At 67.8% G+C, this 16,392-nt stretch carries 14 protein-coding genes, 1 tRNA gene and 1 other RNA gene; 9 read left to right on the top strand and 7 right to left on the bottom strand.

The annotated features are described in order from the left end of the window. Positions 1-9: 9 nt before the first annotated feature. The 3 genes from DY218_RS07330 to DY218_RS07320 form a co-directional block, all read right to left on the bottom strand. Complete coding sequence (locus tag DY218_RS07330) at positions 10-1,101, bottom strand: class I SAM-dependent methyltransferase (RefSeq protein WP_128555090.1); 1,092 nt, start codon at positions 1,099-1,101, stop codon at positions 10-12. A 203-nt stretch (positions 1,102-1,304) separates the two neighbouring features. Beyond that, on the bottom strand, positions 1,305-2,156 hold the full coding sequence (locus DY218_RS07325) for an alpha/beta fold hydrolase (RefSeq protein WP_128555089.1): 852 nt from the start codon (positions 2,154-2,156) through the stop codon (positions 1,305-1,307). A 136-nt stretch (positions 2,157-2,292) separates the two neighbouring features. After that, positions 2,293-3,078: an SDR family oxidoreductase gene (locus tag DY218_RS07320; protein ID WP_199566647.1), complete on the bottom strand. Its 786-nt coding sequence runs from the start codon at positions 3,076-3,078 to the stop codon at positions 2,293-2,295. Positions 3,079-3,174: 96 nt separating this feature from the next. On the opposite strand from DY218_RS07320, the gene DY218_RS07315 reads away from it, so the two are divergent. Further along, the gene (locus DY218_RS07315; protein ID WP_128555088.1) at positions 3,175-4,065 is read left to right on the top strand and encodes a sigma-70 family RNA polymerase sigma factor; all 891 of its coding nucleotides are present in this window, start codon (positions 3,175-3,177) and stop codon (positions 4,063-4,065) included. A gap of 57 nt (positions 4,066-4,122) precedes the next feature. On the opposite strand, the gene DY218_RS07310 is transcribed toward DY218_RS07315, so the two are convergent. Beyond that, positions 4,123-6,240, bottom strand: a complete 2,118-nt coding sequence (locus DY218_RS07310; RefSeq protein ID WP_128555087.1) for a type I restriction-modification system subunit M/S — start codon at positions 6,238-6,240, stop codon at positions 4,123-4,125. Positions 6,241-7,162: 922 nt separating this feature from the next. Between DY218_RS07310 and DY218_RS07305 the strand changes: the two genes are divergently transcribed. Next, the gene (locus DY218_RS07305) at positions 7,163-7,783 is read left to right on the top strand and encodes a restriction endonuclease (protein ID WP_233521418.1); all 621 of its coding nucleotides are present in this window, start codon (positions 7,163-7,165) and stop codon (positions 7,781-7,783) included. A 19-nt stretch (positions 7,784-7,802) separates the two neighbouring features. Then, positions 7,803-8,012 carry a hypothetical protein gene (locus DY218_RS07300; protein ID WP_128555085.1) on the top strand — a complete coding sequence of 70 codons (210 nt, stop codon included), beginning with the start codon at positions 7,803-7,805 and terminating at the stop codon, positions 8,010-8,012. A gap of 774 nt (positions 8,013-8,786) precedes the next feature. On the opposite strand, the gene DY218_RS07295 is transcribed toward DY218_RS07300, so the two are convergent. Together DY218_RS07295 and DY218_RS07290 are read right to left on the bottom strand one after the other, a co-directional pair. Then, entirely contained in the window at positions 8,787-10,019 is a 1,233-nt protein-coding gene (locus DY218_RS07295) for an XRE family transcriptional regulator (protein WP_128555084.1), read from the bottom strand. Between the two features lie 158 nt (positions 10,020-10,177). Then, on the bottom strand, positions 10,178-10,540 hold the full coding sequence (locus tag DY218_RS07290) for a GntR family transcriptional regulator (protein WP_128555083.1): 363 nt from the start codon (positions 10,538-10,540) through the stop codon (positions 10,178-10,180). Between the two features lie 419 nt (positions 10,541-10,959). On the opposite strand from DY218_RS07290, the gene DY218_RS07285 reads away from it, so the two are divergent. From DY218_RS07285 to DY218_RS07270, 4 genes are read left to right on the top strand one after another with little or no spacing between them, the layout of a single operon-like run. Beyond that, positions 10,960-11,712, top strand: coding sequence for a helix-turn-helix domain-containing protein (locus DY218_RS07285; RefSeq protein ID WP_128555082.1), 753 nt, complete (start codon positions 10,960-10,962; stop codon positions 11,710-11,712). Next, positions 11,709-13,145 carry a replication initiator protein RepSA gene (gene repSA / locus DY218_RS07280; protein ID WP_128555081.1) on the top strand — a complete coding sequence of 479 codons (1,437 nt, stop codon included), beginning with the start codon at positions 11,709-11,711 and terminating at the stop codon, positions 13,143-13,145. The genes DY218_RS07285 and repSA overlap by 4 nt, the downstream gene beginning before the upstream one ends. After that, positions 13,136-13,366 (top strand): excisionase family DNA-binding protein, encoded by a 231-nt coding sequence (locus DY218_RS07275; protein WP_407703578.1) that lies wholly within the window; start codon positions 13,136-13,138, stop codon positions 13,364-13,366. The genes repSA and DY218_RS07275 overlap by 10 nt, the downstream gene beginning before the upstream one ends. Before the next feature lie 8 nt (positions 13,367-13,374). Beyond that, positions 13,375-14,610, top strand: a complete 1,236-nt coding sequence (locus DY218_RS07270) for a tyrosine-type recombinase/integrase (RefSeq protein WP_119294705.1) — start codon at positions 13,375-13,377, stop codon at positions 14,608-14,610. A gap of 79 nt (positions 14,611-14,689) precedes the next feature. On the opposite strand, the gene DY218_RS07265 is transcribed toward DY218_RS07270, so the two are convergent. Beyond that, a tRNA-Ser gene (locus tag DY218_RS07265) sits at positions 14,690-14,777 on the bottom strand. Between the two features lie 108 nt (positions 14,778-14,885). On the opposite strand from DY218_RS07265, the gene ffs reads away from it, so the two are divergent. Together ffs and DY218_RS07255 are read left to right on the top strand one after the other, a co-directional pair. Next, an RNA gene (ffs, locus tag DY218_RS07260) (signal recognition particle sRNA small type) lies at positions 14,886-14,984 on the top strand. Positions 14,985-15,097: 113 nt separating this feature from the next. Beyond that, a partial coding sequence (locus DY218_RS07255) for a DNA polymerase III subunit gamma and tau (protein ID WP_128555080.1) occupies positions 15,098-16,392 on the top strand: 1,295 nt, incomplete at its 3' end.

The following is a 16,392-nucleotide window of genomic DNA, read 5'->3' as shown; positions in this document are numbered from 1 at the left end:
CCCGCCGGGTCAGCCGTCGAGCCGCACCACCTCGCGCCCCGGCCCCCACCGCTCCACGGCCTGCCGGTCGGCGAACGCCATCGCGCGCATCATGTTGCCGCCGTCGCTCGCCGCCACGCTGCGCCGCAGCCGCCGGCGCAGCGTCTCGGGCAGCCGGGTGGTGCCGGACTCGATGGTGTCGCCGTAGAACGGAGCGAAGGTGACACCCGCGAAGCCCGCCTTCCGCAGCAGCAGCGGCAGCGTCGACGAGGAGTAGAACATCAGGTGGTTGCGGGTGAAGCCGTTCCAGTCCGAGCCGTACGCCTTCAGGTGCAGGGACGCGGCGTTCACCGTGAGCAGCAGCAGCACTCCACCGGGCGCGAGCAGCTCGCGGAACTTCGTGAAGTCGTCGACGGGGCGCGGCAGATGGGCGAGCACCGACCAGAGCGTGATCACATCGAATCCGCCCTCGGCCACCTCGGGCACGTCCTCGGGCGCACCGTGGTACGCGGTCGCCGAGGTGAGGCGCTGATTGGCCAACTCGACCGAGTCCGGGGACAGATCGACCCCACGGGCGTCGAATCCGCGCTGCTCCGCCAGGTCGAGGAACAGCCCCGAACCGCAGCCGAAGTCCAGCAGCCGCCGCTTGTCGCCGTCGGTGAGAATCGGGTCGAAGGCCTCCATCGTCAGCCGGTAGCGGCGCTGCCGCCGCCGCGAGTAGCCGCCCGACAGGAACTGGCTGTAGTTCTTCGCGTAGAGATCCCCGAGCCGTTCCGGCCGGATGTTCGGATTGCGGTAGAGAAACCCGCAGGACGGACAACGCACCACGCGGTACGACCACTTGGTGCGCCCGCGGGCCGTCAGGGCGCGGGGCGTGAACAGCGGCTGTTGCCGGGTCTCCCCGCACAGATGGCAGCTGATGAACTCCTCGATGGCCCCGGCGGGCACCTGCCTGCGGTACTCGTCGAGGGAGACCACCGGCGCTCTGCGCACCCTGAGCTGCCACTGCAGCTCACGGGCGAGACGCTCGCCCGGCCGGACGTACACCCGCTGGGCCCAGGGCACGCTGTCGTAGCGCGATCCGTACAGGGCTCGGGCAACAGCTCGTTTGGCAGTCGTCATGCACGTACCTCTGCGTGCTCCGGCAGGACGTCACGTACGGCTCGGTGCCTCGCGGACACGTACCTGTACGTAAGTCCGCGGACACGTACCTAGGGGACGAAAGTGCGGATCTGACACGCGCGTTCGCCCACCGTTCCATTCCGGCCACACCGACACAAGGGATCGGATGCGACCGAATTTCACCGCCCCGTCCCCGTCGCCGCTCATTCCGCCCGTACGCCCTGCACCGCAGCGAAGCCCAGCAGTGGCTCGGCCGTGCGTGGTGGGTCCTCGAGGAGGGGGGAGTGGCCGAGGCCGGGGAGGAGGTGGATCTCGGCGTCCGGGACGACGGCGTAGTCGGCGGCCGACGAGGAGCGCCATCTGCGGTCGTCCTCGCCGAAGAGGACGAGGAGCGGTTTGCCCAGGACCGTCAGCCGGTCCGGCAGGGGCTGCTGCTCGAGGTAGGTGCGGGTGGCGCCCATCGACGAGGTCAGCGAGTGGAGCGTCATGCGGCGCGCATCGGCCAGGAGCTCGTCCGGGATCTCGTACCCGGCCCGGCTGAAACCCGAGCTCGCGAACTCCCGGAGCTGCTCGTCGGACGGCGGCCACTGCGCGGGGCCGGCCGCCGCGGCCCCCGTGGCGATGAAGGCGTGCAGGCCGGGCCCGGTGTTGATGAGGGCGAGCGCGGTGACCAGCTCGGGCCGCTGTTCGGCGAGGGCGACGGCGACCGCGCCGCCGCTGGAGTGCCCGACGACCACGGCGTGCCCGACGCCGAGCCGGTCCAGTACCTCACCCGCCCGGTGCGCCTGGTCCGTGACCGCGTACGTACCGTCGTCCGGCTTGTCCGACCGCCCGTGCCCGAGCAGGTCGATCCGGACGACCCGGTGAACTCCGGTCAGCAGTGGGACCAATTGGTCCCACGAGCGGGTCGAGGACGCGGACCCGTGGATGAGCAGGAGTACGGGGGCATCGCGGGGACCGTCCTGGCACACATGGATGCGCTCACCACCGCCGAGCTCCAGAGCCGAACCCACGGCCTCACCGCTTGCGTACGGACCACCCTCGGAAACAGTCATGCCCCCACTGTCCCTGCCGTCCCCCGGCACGGGATTGGACGAATGTTCCGTGCGCCGAATCCGCCCGAGCTGGAGTACGGCGGAGGGGCCCCGCCGTGGGGCCCTCCGGGTTCCGGCCGGTGAGGGACTCAGGCGCTCAGGCCGCGAGGAACGTCTCCCAGTCGCGGCCGGCGATGTGCGCCTCGGGTCCGGTCAGGTTGGCGCCCGAGCGGTAGGCGCGGCCGATCCTGCCGGGCAGGCGGATCGGCAGGGTGCGGCGGGGCCTGGCGCCGGCGGCGGTGCGCTGGGCGGCGGCGAGCTCGGGAAGTGTGTAGACGCCGGGACCGGCCACATCGGGCACCCGTCCGGCCGGGGCGTCCAGGGTCAACTCGGCCAGCCGGGCGGCCACTTCGGCGGCGTCGACGGGCTGGAAGCGCAGCCCGCCCGGCGCCGGGACCAGGGGCATCTGGCGCATCGAGCCGACCATCCGCAGCAGCAGTTCGTTGACCTGCGCGGCCCGCAGTACGGTCCAGCCGATCCCGGACTCCATGACGGCCCGCTCGGCGCCTGCCTTCGCCCGGAAGTAGCCGATCGGCATGGCATCCGCACCGACCACCGACACCAGGACCAGATGCTGCACCGTCCCGGCCGCTCGCGCCGCCCGCACCAGCCGCGCCGTCGCCGCATCGTCCCCCTTCGGGCCACCGGCCAGGTGCAGTACGGTCTCGGCGCCGCCCAGCAGCGCCGGGTCGAGTTCGCCGTCGGCGAGCAGATCGGCCCGTACGTACGTGACGTGCGGGTCCGGCGCGATGTCCGCGGGGCGGCCGCCGCGGGACAGCACACGGACGGTGCGACCGGCCGCGACGAGCAGCGGGACGGTGCGCCGGCCGATGGTGCCGGTGCCGCCGGTGACCAGGACGGGACTGTTGATCTCGCGAGTCATGATGGTGTCTCCTCGGGTCGGCACCGTGCGGACCGGTGCGGGGTGTGTCGTGGTCGTTCTGCTGCTCTGACACGGCCGTGCGAGGAGATGTGACAGATGGCGGGGACATTCCTTCAGGCCGAGCAGTACGAGGCGGAACGTCCGCATCTGCGGGCCGTGGCGTACCGCATGCTGGGCTCACTGACCGAGGCCGACGACGCGCTCCAGGAGTCCTGGCTGCGGGCGAGCACCGCCGACATCTCCGAGGTGCGCAACCTCGGCGGCTGGCTGACCACGGTCGTCTCCCGGGTCTGCCTGAATCTCCTGCGCGCCCGGCGGACCCGCCGCGAGGAAGACATCGACGAGGCACCCGTACCGGACGTATCGGAGGCCGGGCCGGGTGTGGGCGATCCGGCGGCCGAGGCCGAGATGGCGGACGAGGTCGGTGTGGCGCTGCTCGTGGTCCTGGAGACGCTGGGACCGGCGGAACGGCTCGCCTTCGTACTGCACGATCTCTTCGCCGTGTCGTTCGACGACATCGCCGTGATGCTGGAGAAGACACCGGCCGCCGCCCGCCAGCTGGCCAGCCGCGCGCGGCGGCGCGTCCGCGGCGCCGAACCGGCCACCGGAACGCGGCACCGGGCCCTTGAACGGCGAGCCGTCGACGCCTTCCTCGCCGCGACCAGGGCCGGGGACTTCGAGGCGCTGGTGGGCCTGTTGCACCCGGAGGTGGTGCTGACCGCGGACCCGGCCGTGATCCCGACACCCCAACCGGTCGTGGTGCTCGGCGCGCACACCGTCGCCGAGGGAGCGATGGCGGCGACCGGGCGGGCCGCGTCCACCGGGGTGGCACTCCTGGACGGTGCCCTCGGCCTGGTCATGGCCGAAGGCCGGGGGCTGCGGCTAGTGCTGCGCTTCGCGGTGCAGGAGACGACCGGCCTGATCACCGAGATCGAAGTGATCGCCGAACGGGAGGCGCTGGCCGCCATCGAGCTGACGGTGGCGTGAGACCGCTCGGCGGACCGAGACGCAGCGACAGCACTCCCGGTTTCACCGAGGGACACCTCAACCTCCCAGGAATCCCGTCACCGAATCGCGGCGGATCTGCCGTGCGAGTGCGACCTGCTCCTCCAACCGGCGCTCATGCTCATCCAGTTGCCTCATCGCGTGTGCGATTGCCTGCTGCACACCGCGATCTGGCAGGGCGACCGGCAATTCACCCAATACTTTGAGAGAGATGGTCTTCATGGTCATACTCCCCGTGGCGTGGGCATCGAGCCACCGGCGGGCCTCCGAACTGCGGAGGTAGGCCGCGAAATAGTCGGCGTCCAGCTGAGCGGGCGGCCGGAGCACGAAGCAGCCAGTGCCACAGAGCCACCCGTGCTGCTCGTCCCGGACTACCGCACATCGCCCCAGCTCCCCGCGACGCGCCAGCACTACATCGCCGCGGCGGAGGAGAAATCGTTCCAGGTCATCGGCTTGACCGTGGGCGACGTGCTTGATGTCCGCCTTGCTGAAGCCGTTGCTGGTGAGGTCCTTGGGCATCACCACGGGAACGCCGTCGTCCACGTAGTCATCCGCATGGATGAGGCTGCCCGAAGGACCGGCGAAGAGAAGTCCGGGCGTCGGTTCCTCGAACCGGCCTTCCTCTCCTTCGAACCAGCCTTCCGCGAACCGGTCTGTGCTCCCGTTCACAATGCTTTGGAGAGACACGCGCGGAGGTTCGAAACCTCTGCCCGTCAATCGCTCGCAGACGCCGAGACTTTCCTGGACGGAGCGGCTCGAATGTGACGTGGCGACGTCATGCCGGTCGAGGTCAAAGAGCACGTTGCCTACGTCTGGTGCCGTCATCTGCAGTTGCTGCGCGACCGGGACGTACCGGCGGGGGTCGAGATTGCCGTCGTTGTGCACGATCTCGTCGTGAGAGACCGAACGCGAGAAACCTGGTTCGTCGGGCGTTGCCAGTGGAGACAGCCGCCATGCATGAAACCGCTCACTGATGCGATCGGTGTCCTCCGCTGTCAAGGTGCATCGTTGACGCGGAACGTGCGTGCCGAGACTGCTGGCGTCGATGAACAGGACGGATTCGGCGTCGCTCACTGGCAGTTGGTGGGTCTTGTTGCGTGCCAACACCCAGATGTGCACAGGGATGGCGGTGTGAGGCGCGAAGAGATTCGCAGGCAACGCGATGATGGCCATGAGCGCACCAGTGGCGAGCATGTTCTTGCGGATCAATGCCTCTCGGCCGTTGGACCAGGCGGCTGCCGGCGGCATGACAATCGCCGCGAGCCCGTCTTCGCTCAACCGGCTCCATGCGAGCTGGAGCCAAGCGAAGTTCGCATTCGACTCGTGTGGTTGGCCGAAGGGCCAGGCGATTGACTGGGCGGCCTGGATGCGTTGGTTGAACGGCGGATTGCTCAGCACTCGGTCGACAAGGCCGCTGCCTCGGTGCTGAAGGAGTGACACTGGATCAGAACTGCCCACGACCGGTTGATCCACTCCGTGGATGGCCAGGTTCATCATCGCCAGCCGTGGGTTGCTGCGATCTGTTGAGTATGCCTCGAGGGAAGCCCCGTCGGAATGGCCGCGTTCCGCGATGTGCTCCGCTGCGATCGCAAGGACGCCCCCGACCCCGCAAGCGGGATCAAGGATTCGGTCTCCCGCCCGCGGGGCTGCGGTCTCGACGAGCAGGCGCGCAACACTCTGCGGTGTGTGGAACTCGCCGGCCAGGAAGGCCCCTTCCTGTGCATGGCGTTCGAGAAGGAGGTCGCAGATCTCCGCCAGGCGGGCGTCGGCCGACGCCGGACGTTGCGCCAGGGCAGTGAGAAAGGCGGCTGCCCACGGAACATCGTCCACCCCTCCACTCCCGTCGAGGAACTCGAAGTCAAGCGTGGTGATGTCAAGTAGCGGAAAGTGTGGATGCCTGCTCGCGCTCCTCAGGGCAGCGTGCAGGTCCTTCAGCGGCGAGATGCCGATCCGGGCCTCAGCGGTCGCCCGATTCCACCGCTTGACGAACTCATCCTCCGGTTGGCCAACCGTCTCAACAAACCCTGCAAGCAGCAGGATTGTGGCCATCGAAGTGAGGTCGCCGAATGTGTTCCGACCGCGTCGGAAGGGTGCGTACGTCCGCCACAGCCGGTCCACGACGTTCGCGGAGGCGCTCCTTGTGTCCGTATTGTTCACTGGTGGTCTCCTCGCTCCACGTCGTTACCGCAGTTGGCTGATGGCGTACGCCGCTGCTGCGACGACAAGCATCAGCAGGCACAGGCGCAGTGTCATGCCCGTGCTCGTCATCGCCTTCCCCAGCAACTCGAAGAACGGCTTCATCGTGTGCTGCCCCCGCTACTCTCGACGGAATAAGTGCGCAGTGGCACTGCGCAGTTACCTAAAGCGGAGCCATGGCTGCGCAATCGCTAGGCCAGGCCCTGGATCCAGGCGTCCTGCGTTGGAATCTAGCAGTGAACAGCTGTCCGGGCGGGGGCAGTTACTCGATGTGCAAGCCCGAGTGAGTCTGTGCGCAGCGTCGCTGCGCAAGCTGTTCGCTGAAGTATCCCTGAAGATGGGCGTGCGAATGCGGTGGATCGTGGAGCGAGGCTGCCCGGGAAAGGCTTCAATTCGTGACGCGGGTCACACGCCTCCTCGGGGATACGGCCAAGTCCGGGACGCACGTCGGGTTTACGGCGGGGGGGGTGCCGGCTCGGGTGGGCGGTCGCGGCTCGAGTTGACCCCGGAGCGGGCAATTGGCGGAAGGTGACCGGGCCTCACGGAAAACATGCAGGTCGCTGGAGCGGGACTCGTCGACGGGCGAATGTAGTTGACCGAAAATCCCTAGCCGTCAGTGATCGCCCCTCTACTCCCTGTCAGTGCCGCGTGCTGTCATAGCTCCTGGGTGGAGACGCCACGGATCTCGGCAGGGAGGGGAATGCCTCATGGGGATACCGGTGTGGGCGATCACGGCGCCCCGTGGTCGCAGTAGCGGCGGGCATGAGAGCTGCGGGCGTATCGCGACAGGAGCCGCCCGGCGCCGAAGCGGGGTATCTCGGTGAGCCGGCGCCGTCCTGCCCGCCGCCGGACGACTCGGCGCCGCCGCAAGCAGGACCGAGCGTTGACCACCGGGGTCACGGCGGTCGTCACGATCAGCCTGGCGGTCGCGACCGTGCAGTGGCTCCTCGCTCACTGGTGGGTGTTGATCATAGTGGGGGTGCTCGCTGCCGGAGTAGGCGCTCTGTGGGTCCAGCGGATACGGCAACGGGCGGAGTGGGCACGTGTACGGGCGCAGGCGCTGCGCATGCGTATCGCTGAGATCGATGCCCTGGATCACCGCGCGTTCGAGTTCGTGGTCAGGGATCTGATGCGGCGGGACGGCTGTCGGGCAGAGCGCGTTGGGGGTGCAGGGGACGATGCCTGTGATGTCCGCGCAGTCGACCCCGTGGGTCGGGTGTGGGCGATCCAGTGCAAGCACAAGCGCGACGGGGAGCGCGGCTCGGCTGTCGGTGTCGGAGTGCTTCAGCAGGTCAACGGCACGGCCCGGCAGGTGCATGGCGCCGATGTGGCGGTAGTCCTGACCAACGGCCGCTTCTCGTCGAAGGCGGTTCCTTGGGGCGGACGGCATCGAATCCACCTGGTCGACCGTCGCTTGCTCGGTGAATGGGCGGAGGGATCCAGACCCCTGTGGGATCTGCTTGACCGCATTCCGCCGTCACGCCGTCCGACCGTGTTGTCCTGACCAGCCGGGAGGCCGCTCGATGACTGTGACGTTCAATCTGGCGGTCCTGCTCGCCGTCGTCATCTACCTCCGCATCCGCCGCACTGTGCACGCACGGAGCCGCTCCGACCAGTGGTTGACCGTGGTGATCGTGCTGGTCTTCGGTCTCCTCGTCGCGCCGACCGACTTCGGTCAAGGGGTCCTGAACGTGGTCGGCCAGCTGGCACAAGGAATCTCACAGACCGAGTGAGGCGTGTTCCTGGGGCGGTCGAGGATTGCGATATGCGCATCGGCAGTCGGCAGAGAGCAGCCGCAGTCTGTCCGGGGAAGTCCGGAACCATCCGCCCTGCCCAACCGGGACCGGGCACGCCGAAGGGCCCCACCGCGAACGGTGGGGCCCTTCGACATCGTGCCCGGTGAGGCACTGGCGGAGGATACGAGATTCGAACTCGTGAGGGGTTGCCCCCAACACGCTTTCCAAGTCTGATCGTCGGGTACGGCCGGTGATCCAACACCGTTCACCTGCGTTCATCCCCGGACGTTCGATCCTCACTGGGCTGTGTCTGGCCCACGATGAACCAGGGTGGACCACGGTGAATGAGACGGAAACTGAGACGGTCCGTCGCCAACTCAGCCCACTACCCAACCCAGCTCCGATCCCGTCCGCCGTCGACCCACACACCGTGGAGCGGGCGTGGTCCATGGCGTCCAGGTGGAGCGCGCCACTGTACGAACGACCTGGACGCCATGGGCCTCGTCTGCTCGGCTCTGCCTGGGTCGACGGTGGACGGGATCGGAGCTTCTCGCAACCATCCACGAGCCTGCACCCGACGGCGCTACCCTCCGCCCCCGGTGCCGGAGCGCCCCCGCCGGAGGCATCCTCTTTGATCCGGGCCCGCATGTACGTGAGCGCGCCGCGTGGCGCGGCCAGCCGGTGGCGGAGACATGGAGGCGGGCCGCGCCTGGAGCGGCGCGCGCCCGCGCCGTGCGCGGGCCTTGATGAAGTAGAGAAACCTGTAACGGGCTACCGGGTGCGGCTCAGCGCCGTGAGGTGTTCTAGGTAGCCCTGTCCGGTGGCCTCGCCGCTGAAGTCACGGTTCACGATCGCTGCGAGTTCGCGGCTGACCAACAGGAGCGACGGCAACGAATGCCGATCGCCTTTGAGGGCCCATTCGCCGAAGTTCACGGCTTGCTCAAGGTCTCCGCGCCGTGCGGCAACAACTCCAAGCGTCACGCGGGCTTCTGCTGCGCGCATCGGTGCCTTCTCGACACCGTCGAAGTCTGTGCCGACTCGGATCACTTCATTGGCGAGTGTCTCGGCCATGGCGTCTTCGCCAAGCAGTCGGTAGCAATCCATGGCGTAGAAGTCGAACTTTGCCGGGTCCACCACGAAGTGATGATCCAGATTCTCCGGATACGGCATGCCCTCCAAGAGCTTGCGGCCCCGGTCTAGGGCCACTTCGGTCTTCCGGCGGTCTCCGAGACGTGCCCACCCTTTGGCCTCGTGTGCAGCGAGTTGCACCGCGACACCATGGTTGGGGGCAACCTCCGTGCCGCTCTGTGAGGCCGCAAGAATCCCGTGGTAATCACCGGTGGTGAGCGAGAACCAGGCGCGCATCTCGTGGGCCCATCCTGCTACTTCGCTGTTCCCGGCTTCGTCGGCGAGAGACAGAACTGCCCGGCGGGTGCTCTCTGCGGCGGCTCGGTCTCCGGAGTCGTACTCGACGCATCCGACGAGCAGAGCGAGCCATGCGGAGATCGTCAGTACTTCGCGGTGCTGAGTGAGAGTGAGGCGCTGGGATTGAAGGCCTGCTACGCGCTTGAGCCATTCCCGGCCCTCGACAGCGAGTTGCCTGCTCGGCAGATATGGGTACTCCGAGCACAGGCGATCGGCGGTGATGCGGAGCGCGTCCAAGGTGGCGTTATCGACGTCGGACGCCTGTACGCGGCTCAGGATGTCCAGTGTCTCCATACCGCTGGCAGCAATGACCTCGGCGTTCCCGTCCCGGCGGCCCTCCACGGGGAAGAGAGCGTGAGTGACTGTGCCGAAGGTGGACGCAATGATCGGCTGGTAGAACTCGCTCGGCTTGACCTCGCCGGACTCCCAGCGCTTCCACTGCCGGACCATGCTCGACCCATCGGGCAGGCGTTTTGGGGAATGCGCCCGCAGCGCGGCCACGGCTTCGGTTTGTGACCACTTCCGGGCTTCACGCTCGGCAGCAATCCGCCGTGCCCATGCCGGCCGTTCGTCGCTCATGTGCTTGCCCTCCCGTCGGGGATGCCTGCTCCCGAGTCTGGCACCTCAGATGCCGGTGACACGGGGGGTGACAGGGGGCTGACACCAAGGCTGTCCCCTGGTGACACCACCTCTGTCACTGGTCGAGCGATCACGCTGCGTTCATCGTGGATCACACGTTAGAGGCTGCTCGTGTGATCGGCTCGCTTCTCCAACTCGGCCACACGGGCGGCAAGTTGTCGAATCTCGGAGTGGATAGCTGTGATCTCGTCCCGACCGGCCCTGTTGGTCGATCCACCTTCATCGTCACCGACCGTCGACGTCTGCACGAAGTATCCGCGTGTAGGCACGGACTCGATCAGGCCTTCCTCAATGAGGATCTGGAGCGCACTCCCCGCCGTCACGGGTGTGACCCCGAATCGATCCGCCAGGTCCCGCACGGACGCGAGCTTTCGCCCCTTGGGGAGCTCGGCGATCTCCGGGCGCAAAGCGTCCGCGATCTGGACCTTCTTGGGGCGGGGGTCGTCATCGGCAATGGTCATGGATCGAGCGTATCGACTAGAGCAGATTAGTACAGCCCATGCTGCGTGACCTCTTGCGTCATAGTCTGTATTAGTACACGCTATGTCATGCGGCCGGATGGCCGTGAGCCCGGAGGACGGCGCCCTACCGCCAAGCAAGTCGCCGCCCTCCTTCGTCCCACGAAGGGAAGTTCCATCATGCCTGCGACCCGCAGTGATCGTCTGTCGGCTCCGCTCTCGCGTACCGAGGATGCGGTGGCCGTGTCCTCGCCGTGCATGGCGTGCGGGGCCGTGGTGTCCGGTTGGGCTTGGATCAACACGGCTGGTGTCGGGGTGCTGATGCACCGCACGTTCTGGGGTTCTGAGGCGTGCCCGTCGGCGGCCTCGTTCGACTGGGCGACCGGTGTTGAGTTGTCCCCTCCGGTTGAGGCGGTGGCGGCATGACGATCACCGGCCTGGACTCGGTCCGCTCGGGTAATGAGCGGCTGCGTGGCGCGATGATCGCCGCGAACGTCACCATCGATGCACTGGCTGAGCGGGTCGGTATCGATCCGAAGAGCGTGGAGCGGTGGATCTCCAAGAACCGCACTCCGCACGCCCGGCATGCTGAGACTGCCGCGAAGCTGCTGGGGGCGGACGCCTTTCACCTGTGGCCTGCGATGGGGGAGCGTCAGCGCTCGGTGCCGGTTCCTCAGGATGAGGTCGTTGCCGCCTATGCCACGCGGGCCACGGTCCCCATGGACGTATGGCGCCACGTTCTCGCCGCTGCCACGGTGTCGCTCGACCTCGTGCTCGTGAACCTGGTCTTCGTCGCCCATGTGATCGGGGACTTACCCGAGTTGATCGCCGACAAGGCGGCTGCTGGCGTCCGGGTCCGCATCGTGATCCCCGAGCAGGCAACCGGTCGGGCCGGACAGGCCGCTGCCACGCTCGGGGCCCTGGCTGAGCTGCCGGGCGTGGAGATCGCTACGCACGCGGGCTTGATGTCGGATGTGCTGCGGGCCGATGACGACCTGTTGGTCTCCACTCCGGTCGACGGCCTGATTCCCTCACTCGCCCCGGTGCTGCACCTGCGCCGCCTCGGTCCGGCCCCGCTGACCGGGGGCTACCTGGCCAGCCTCGATCACCTCGTCATGAGCGCCGAACCCTACGGTTCCGCTCCGGTGGCGCGCCTTCGGGCGGTGGGCGCATGACCGGCTTCCCCGTTCCCCCGGACGCGGTCACCGCTCAGGCATCAGCCATGGGCACCGACCCGATCACCTTCGCCGACCTCCTACGGGTCGCCAACGACCCTGACTTCGACCGCTGGCGCGAACAGATCGGCCGTACCGGCGGCTGCTCCGACCCCATCCACCTGACAGGCCAGACCGTCACCCGTGACGCGAAGACGCGTGAGGTCCTGTACGCCTACAGCACCGAGCAAGAGCCCGGTGGACGGCTTCGCGTCGCATGCGGCAACCGTCGAGCATCGCGCTGCCCCTCCTGCGCCTGGACCTACGCGGGGGACACGTACCACCTGATCCGGGCCGGGATCTCGGGTGATGAACGCAAGGACGTGCCCGATACGGTGCGCGATCACCCACGAGTGTTCGCCACGCTGACAGCTCCGTCATTCGGCCCGGTCCACAATCGCCCGGATCGAGGCGTGTGCCGCTGCGGGATCTCACACGTGGAAGACGATCCGGCCCTCGGCACAGCACTCAACCTGGGCACCTACGACTACGCCGAGGCCGTGTTGTGGAACAACCACGCTGGGCAGCTCTGGCAGCGCTTCACGATCTATCTGCGTCGCGAGATCGCCGCCCGCGCCGGTCTGTCCCAGGGCGCCCTCTCCGAGCACTGCCGCGTGTCCTTCGGGAAGGTCGCGGAGTTCCAGAAGCGCGGTGCCGTCCACTTCCATGCCGTCGTGCGCATCGATGGCCCCGACGGCCCTGCTTCGATGCCCCCGGCCTGGGCCACCACCCAACTTCTGGATGAGGTGATCCGCGCCGCTGCCGCTCGATCGACGGTGACGGTCCCGTCTGCCGGCCGTTTCCCGGAACGCATCCTGGGGTGGGGAACTCAGGTCGACGTCCAGCCCATCGGTGCTTTCGGACACGAGGAACTGACCGAGCAGGCGGTGGCCTCATACGTCGCGAAGTATGCGACCAAGGCAGCGGAGACAACCGGCACCGTGGACCGCCGTATCGGTGAGCTGGCCGAACTCGACAAGCTCTCCGGCCTCCCCGCCCACACCCGCCGCTTGATCGAGGCCTGCTGGGCACTCGATGCCGTCTATCCGGATCGGCTGCTCGCGCGCTGGTCTCACATGCTCGGCTTCCGGGGCCATTTCTCCACGAAGTCCCGCCGCTACTCGACCACCCTCGGCGCTTTGCGTCAGGTCCGCGCCGACTACCGCGCCCGCCAGGAACGCCATGAGCGCGGTTTCGCCGAAGACCTCGACGACACGGAGGCCTCCACGCTGGTCCTCGCCCACTGGACCTACGCCGGACACGGCCACACCCCCGGCGAATCCTGGCTCGCCCAGACCATCGCCCGAGACATCCACCTGAACAGAGAAGTTGCCCGCGAAGCACTCACCGATCAACTGGACATCAGCAGCGACAGCGAGGGGGACTGGCTGTGAACGAAGCACCTGAACTGACGGCGGTGGCCGTGGATCCCACGTTGATCCTGCTGACCGTCGAGGAAGCTGCCCGGCGCCTCGGGATCGGCCGTACAACCTGCTTCAGGCTCGTCAGCACGGGCGAACTGGAGTCGGTCACTGTGGGGCGCCTACGCCGTGTTCCCGCAGATGCCTTGTCCACCTACGTGGCGACGCTTCGCCGCGCAACTCTGGCTGCGTGAAGGTGACCATGGCTGATCAGAAGCGGACTCGGCAGCCCAACGGGGCGTCATCGATCTACTTCGGGAAGGACGGCAAGTGGCATGGACGCGTGACGGTCGGCGTCCGGGATGACGGCAAACCCGATCGGCGTCACGTCGAACGCAAGACCAAGGCTGAGGTCACCAAGGCCGTACGAGAACTTGAGAAGGCACGCGACTCCGGTCGGGTCCGGAAGACCGGCAAGGCGTGGTCGCTCGGGGCCTGGCTTGAGCACTGGGTCGAGAACATCGCCAAGAAGTACGTCAGTGAGAACAGCTACGACGGCTACGAAGTTGATGTTCGCGTGCATCTCGTGCCCGGACTCGGTGCACACAGACTCGATCGTTTGGAGCCTGAGCACTTGGAGACCTTCTACGCGAAGATGCAGGCATCCGGAAGCTCTGCCGGTACCACTCACCACGTTCACCGAACGGTCCGGGTGGCTCTGGGCGAAGCGGTGCGACGTGGCCACATCACGACCAACGTTGCCGAGATCGCCCGCGCTCCTCGGCTCGAAGAAGAGGACATCGAGCCGTACTCCATCGAGGAAGTGCAGAGCCTTCTTCTGGAGGCATCCAAGCTTCGGAACAGTGCTCGGTGGGTCGTCGCGCTCGCGCTGGGCCTACGGCAGGGCGAAGCTCTCGGGCTCAAGTGGGAAGACGTGTACCTGGACGCCGGATACGTTCGCACACGGAAGAACCGTCTGCGCCCGAAGTACGAGCACGGTTGTGCTGATCCGTGCGGGCGGAAGGCGGGTTACTGCCCGGAGCGCCGACAGGTTCGGCGTGAGTTCAAGAGCACCAAGTCCCGGGCAGGTCGCCGGACGATCGGTCTTCCGGAGCCGGTGGTCAAGCTCCTTCGCAAGCATCACGAGGAGCAGGCTCGGGAGCGTCAGGAAGCTGGGGAACTGTGGGAGGGCAAGGGGTACGTCTTCGCTTCCCCGACCGGCGAACCGCTCATCCCGAACACCGACTACCACCGGTGGAAGCAGCTTCTTGCCGATGCTGGTGTCCGTGATGGTCGACTCCACGACGCTCGGCACACGGCCGGCACTGTGCTCCTCCTGCTCGGTGTCCCGGATGTGGTGGTCGACGCGATCATGGGATGGGAGCCCGGGGGAGCGGCACGGATGCGCGCTCGGTACATGCACGTCACAGGTCCCATGCTGAAGAAGGTGGCCGATCAGGTGGGCGAAGCTCTCTGGGGACCGCCGGACCCGAACTGAGACGGAAACTGAGACGGACAACGGCGAAGGCCCCCACCGCGGACGGTAGGGGCCTTCGACATCGTGCCCGGTGAGGCACTGGCGGAGGATACGAGATTCGAACTCGTGAGGGGTTGCCCCCAACACGCTTTCCAAGCGTGCGCCCTAGGCCACTAGGCGAATCCTCCGCCGCAAACAATACAAGACGTCGAGGAGTGCTTGCGAACGCCTTCCGGCTTGATCGAATCCGGGAGGGGAGGGGGGTCGGAGCACTCCCGCTCATCGGGTAACCTGGGCGCAGCCCCTCACGTGGCGCTATCTGACTGAACTCCCCCAGGGCCGGAAGGCAGCAAGGGTAGGTCGGCTCTGGCGGGTGCGTGGGGGGCGCTTGCGTTCCCGGTCGGGCGCCTCCGTGTGGGATGGATCACTGAGGTCCGTTGCGGGTGGTCCGGGCGGTGGTGTTCGAGGGCGGGGCCCGTTGTCGGTGGGCACCGATAACCTCGTAGTCGTGTCGTCCCTTGCGTTGTACCGCCGTTATCGCCCGGAGTCGTTCGCCGAGGTCATCGGGCAGGAGCATGTGACCGACCCGCTGCAGCAGGCGCTGCGGAACAACCGGGTCAATCACGCCTACCTGTTCAGTGGCCCGCGCGGCTGCGGCAAGACGACCAGCGCGCGCATCCTGGCCCGCTGTCTCAACTGCGAGCAGGGGCCGACGCCCACGCCCTGCGGCGAGTGCCGGTCCTGCCAGGATCTGGCGCGCAGCGGACCGGGGTCGATCGACGTCATCGAGATCGACGCCGCCTCGCACGGAGGCGTGGACGACGCCCGTGACCTGAGGGAGAAGGCGTTCTTCGGACCGGCCTCCAGCCGGTACAAGATCTACATCATCGACGAGGCCCACATGGTCACGCCGGCGGGGTTCAACGCCCTGCTGAAGGTCGTCGAAGAGCCGCCCGAGCACCTCAAGTTCATCTTCGCGACGACCGAGCCCGAGAAGGTCATCGGGACGATCCGTTCGCGTACCCACCACTACCCGTTCCGGCTCGTGCCGCCCGGCGTGCTCCGGGACTATCTGGGCGAGGTGTGCGGCCGTGAGGAGATCCCGGTCGCGGACGGCGTGCTTCCGCTGGTGGTACGGGCCGGCGCCGGGTCCGTACGTGACTCGATGTCGGTGATGGACCAGCTCCTCGCGGGCGCGGGCGAGGACGGCGTCACGTACCCGATGGCGACGGGACTGCTCGGATATACGGACGGTTCGCTGCTCGACTCGGTGGTCGAGGCCTTCGCCTCCGGGGACGGCGCCGCGGCCTTCGAGATCGTCGACCGGGTCATCGAGGGGGGCAACGACCCGCGCAGGTTCGTCGCGGATCTGCTGGAGCGGCTGCGCGATCTGGTGATCCTCGCCGCGGTGCCGGACGCCGTCGACAAGGGCCTGATCGACGCACCGGGCGATGTGGTCGAGCGCATGCAGGCCCAGGCCGGCGTCTTCGGCGCCGCGGAGCTCAGCCGCGCGGCGGATCTGGTGAACGAGGGACTGACCGAGATGCGCGGCGCCACATCCCCGCGCCTCCAGCTCGAGCTGATCTGCGCCCGCGTCCTGCTGCCCGCGGCGTACGACGACGAGCGGGCCGTGCTGGCCCGCCTGGACCGTCTCGAGCGGGGGGCCGGTGGCACGGGTGGTGGCGTGGCCGGGGCCCAGCTGGTCTCCGGTGGTCCGCCCATGGCGTACGCCCCCGAGGGCGCCCATGCGCCGGCCGCGCCCGCCGGTGCGCCGGTGCCGCCCGGGGGTGGGCCCGCCGCCGC

The organism is Streptomyces triticagri (assembly GCF_003429565.1).
Taxonomy (GTDB): Bacteria; Actinomycetota; Actinomycetes; order Streptomycetales; family Streptomycetaceae; genus Streptomyces; species Streptomyces triticagri.
Note: the sequence above shows the minus strand (reverse complement) of the source record. Positions and strands in the feature narration are given on the sequence as shown.

What these genes read in the sequence shown, in the direction of transcription:
- DY218_RS07285 (WP_128555082.1), top strand. Translation starts at nt 10,960, where the DNA reads ATGACGATCACCGGCCTGGACTCGGTCCGCTCGGGTAATGAGCGGCTG.
- DY218_RS07330 (WP_128555090.1), bottom strand. Translation starts at nt 1,101, where the DNA reads ATGACGACTGCCAAACGAGCTGTTGCCCGAGCCCTGTACGGATCGCGC.
- DY218_RS07325 (WP_128555089.1), bottom strand. Translation starts at nt 2,156, where the DNA reads ATGACTGTTTCCGAGGGTGGTCCGTACGCAAGCGGTGAGGCCGTGGGT.
- DY218_RS07270 (WP_119294705.1), top strand. Translation starts at nt 13,375, where the DNA reads ATGGCTGATCAGAAGCGGACTCGGCAGCCCAACGGGGCGTCATCGATC.
- DY218_RS07290 (WP_128555083.1), bottom strand. Translation starts at nt 10,540, where the DNA reads ATGACCATTGCCGATGACGACCCCCGCCCCAAGAAGGTCCAGATCGCG.
- DY218_RS07320 (WP_199566647.1), bottom strand. Translation starts at nt 3,078, where the DNA reads ATGACTCGCGAGATCAACAGTCCCGTCCTGGTCACCGGCGGCACCGGC.
- DY218_RS07295 (WP_128555084.1), bottom strand. Translation starts at nt 10,019, where the DNA reads ATGAGCGACGAACGGCCGGCATGGGCACGGCGGATTGCTGCCGAGCGT.
- DY218_RS07300 (WP_128555085.1), top strand. Translation starts at nt 7,803, where the DNA reads ATGACTGTGACGTTCAATCTGGCGGTCCTGCTCGCCGTCGTCATCTAC.
- DY218_RS07315 (WP_128555088.1), top strand. Translation starts at nt 3,175, where the DNA reads ATGGCGGGGACATTCCTTCAGGCCGAGCAGTACGAGGCGGAACGTCCG.
- repSA (WP_128555081.1), top strand. Translation starts at nt 11,709, where the DNA reads ATGACCGGCTTCCCCGTTCCCCCGGACGCGGTCACCGCTCAGGCATCA.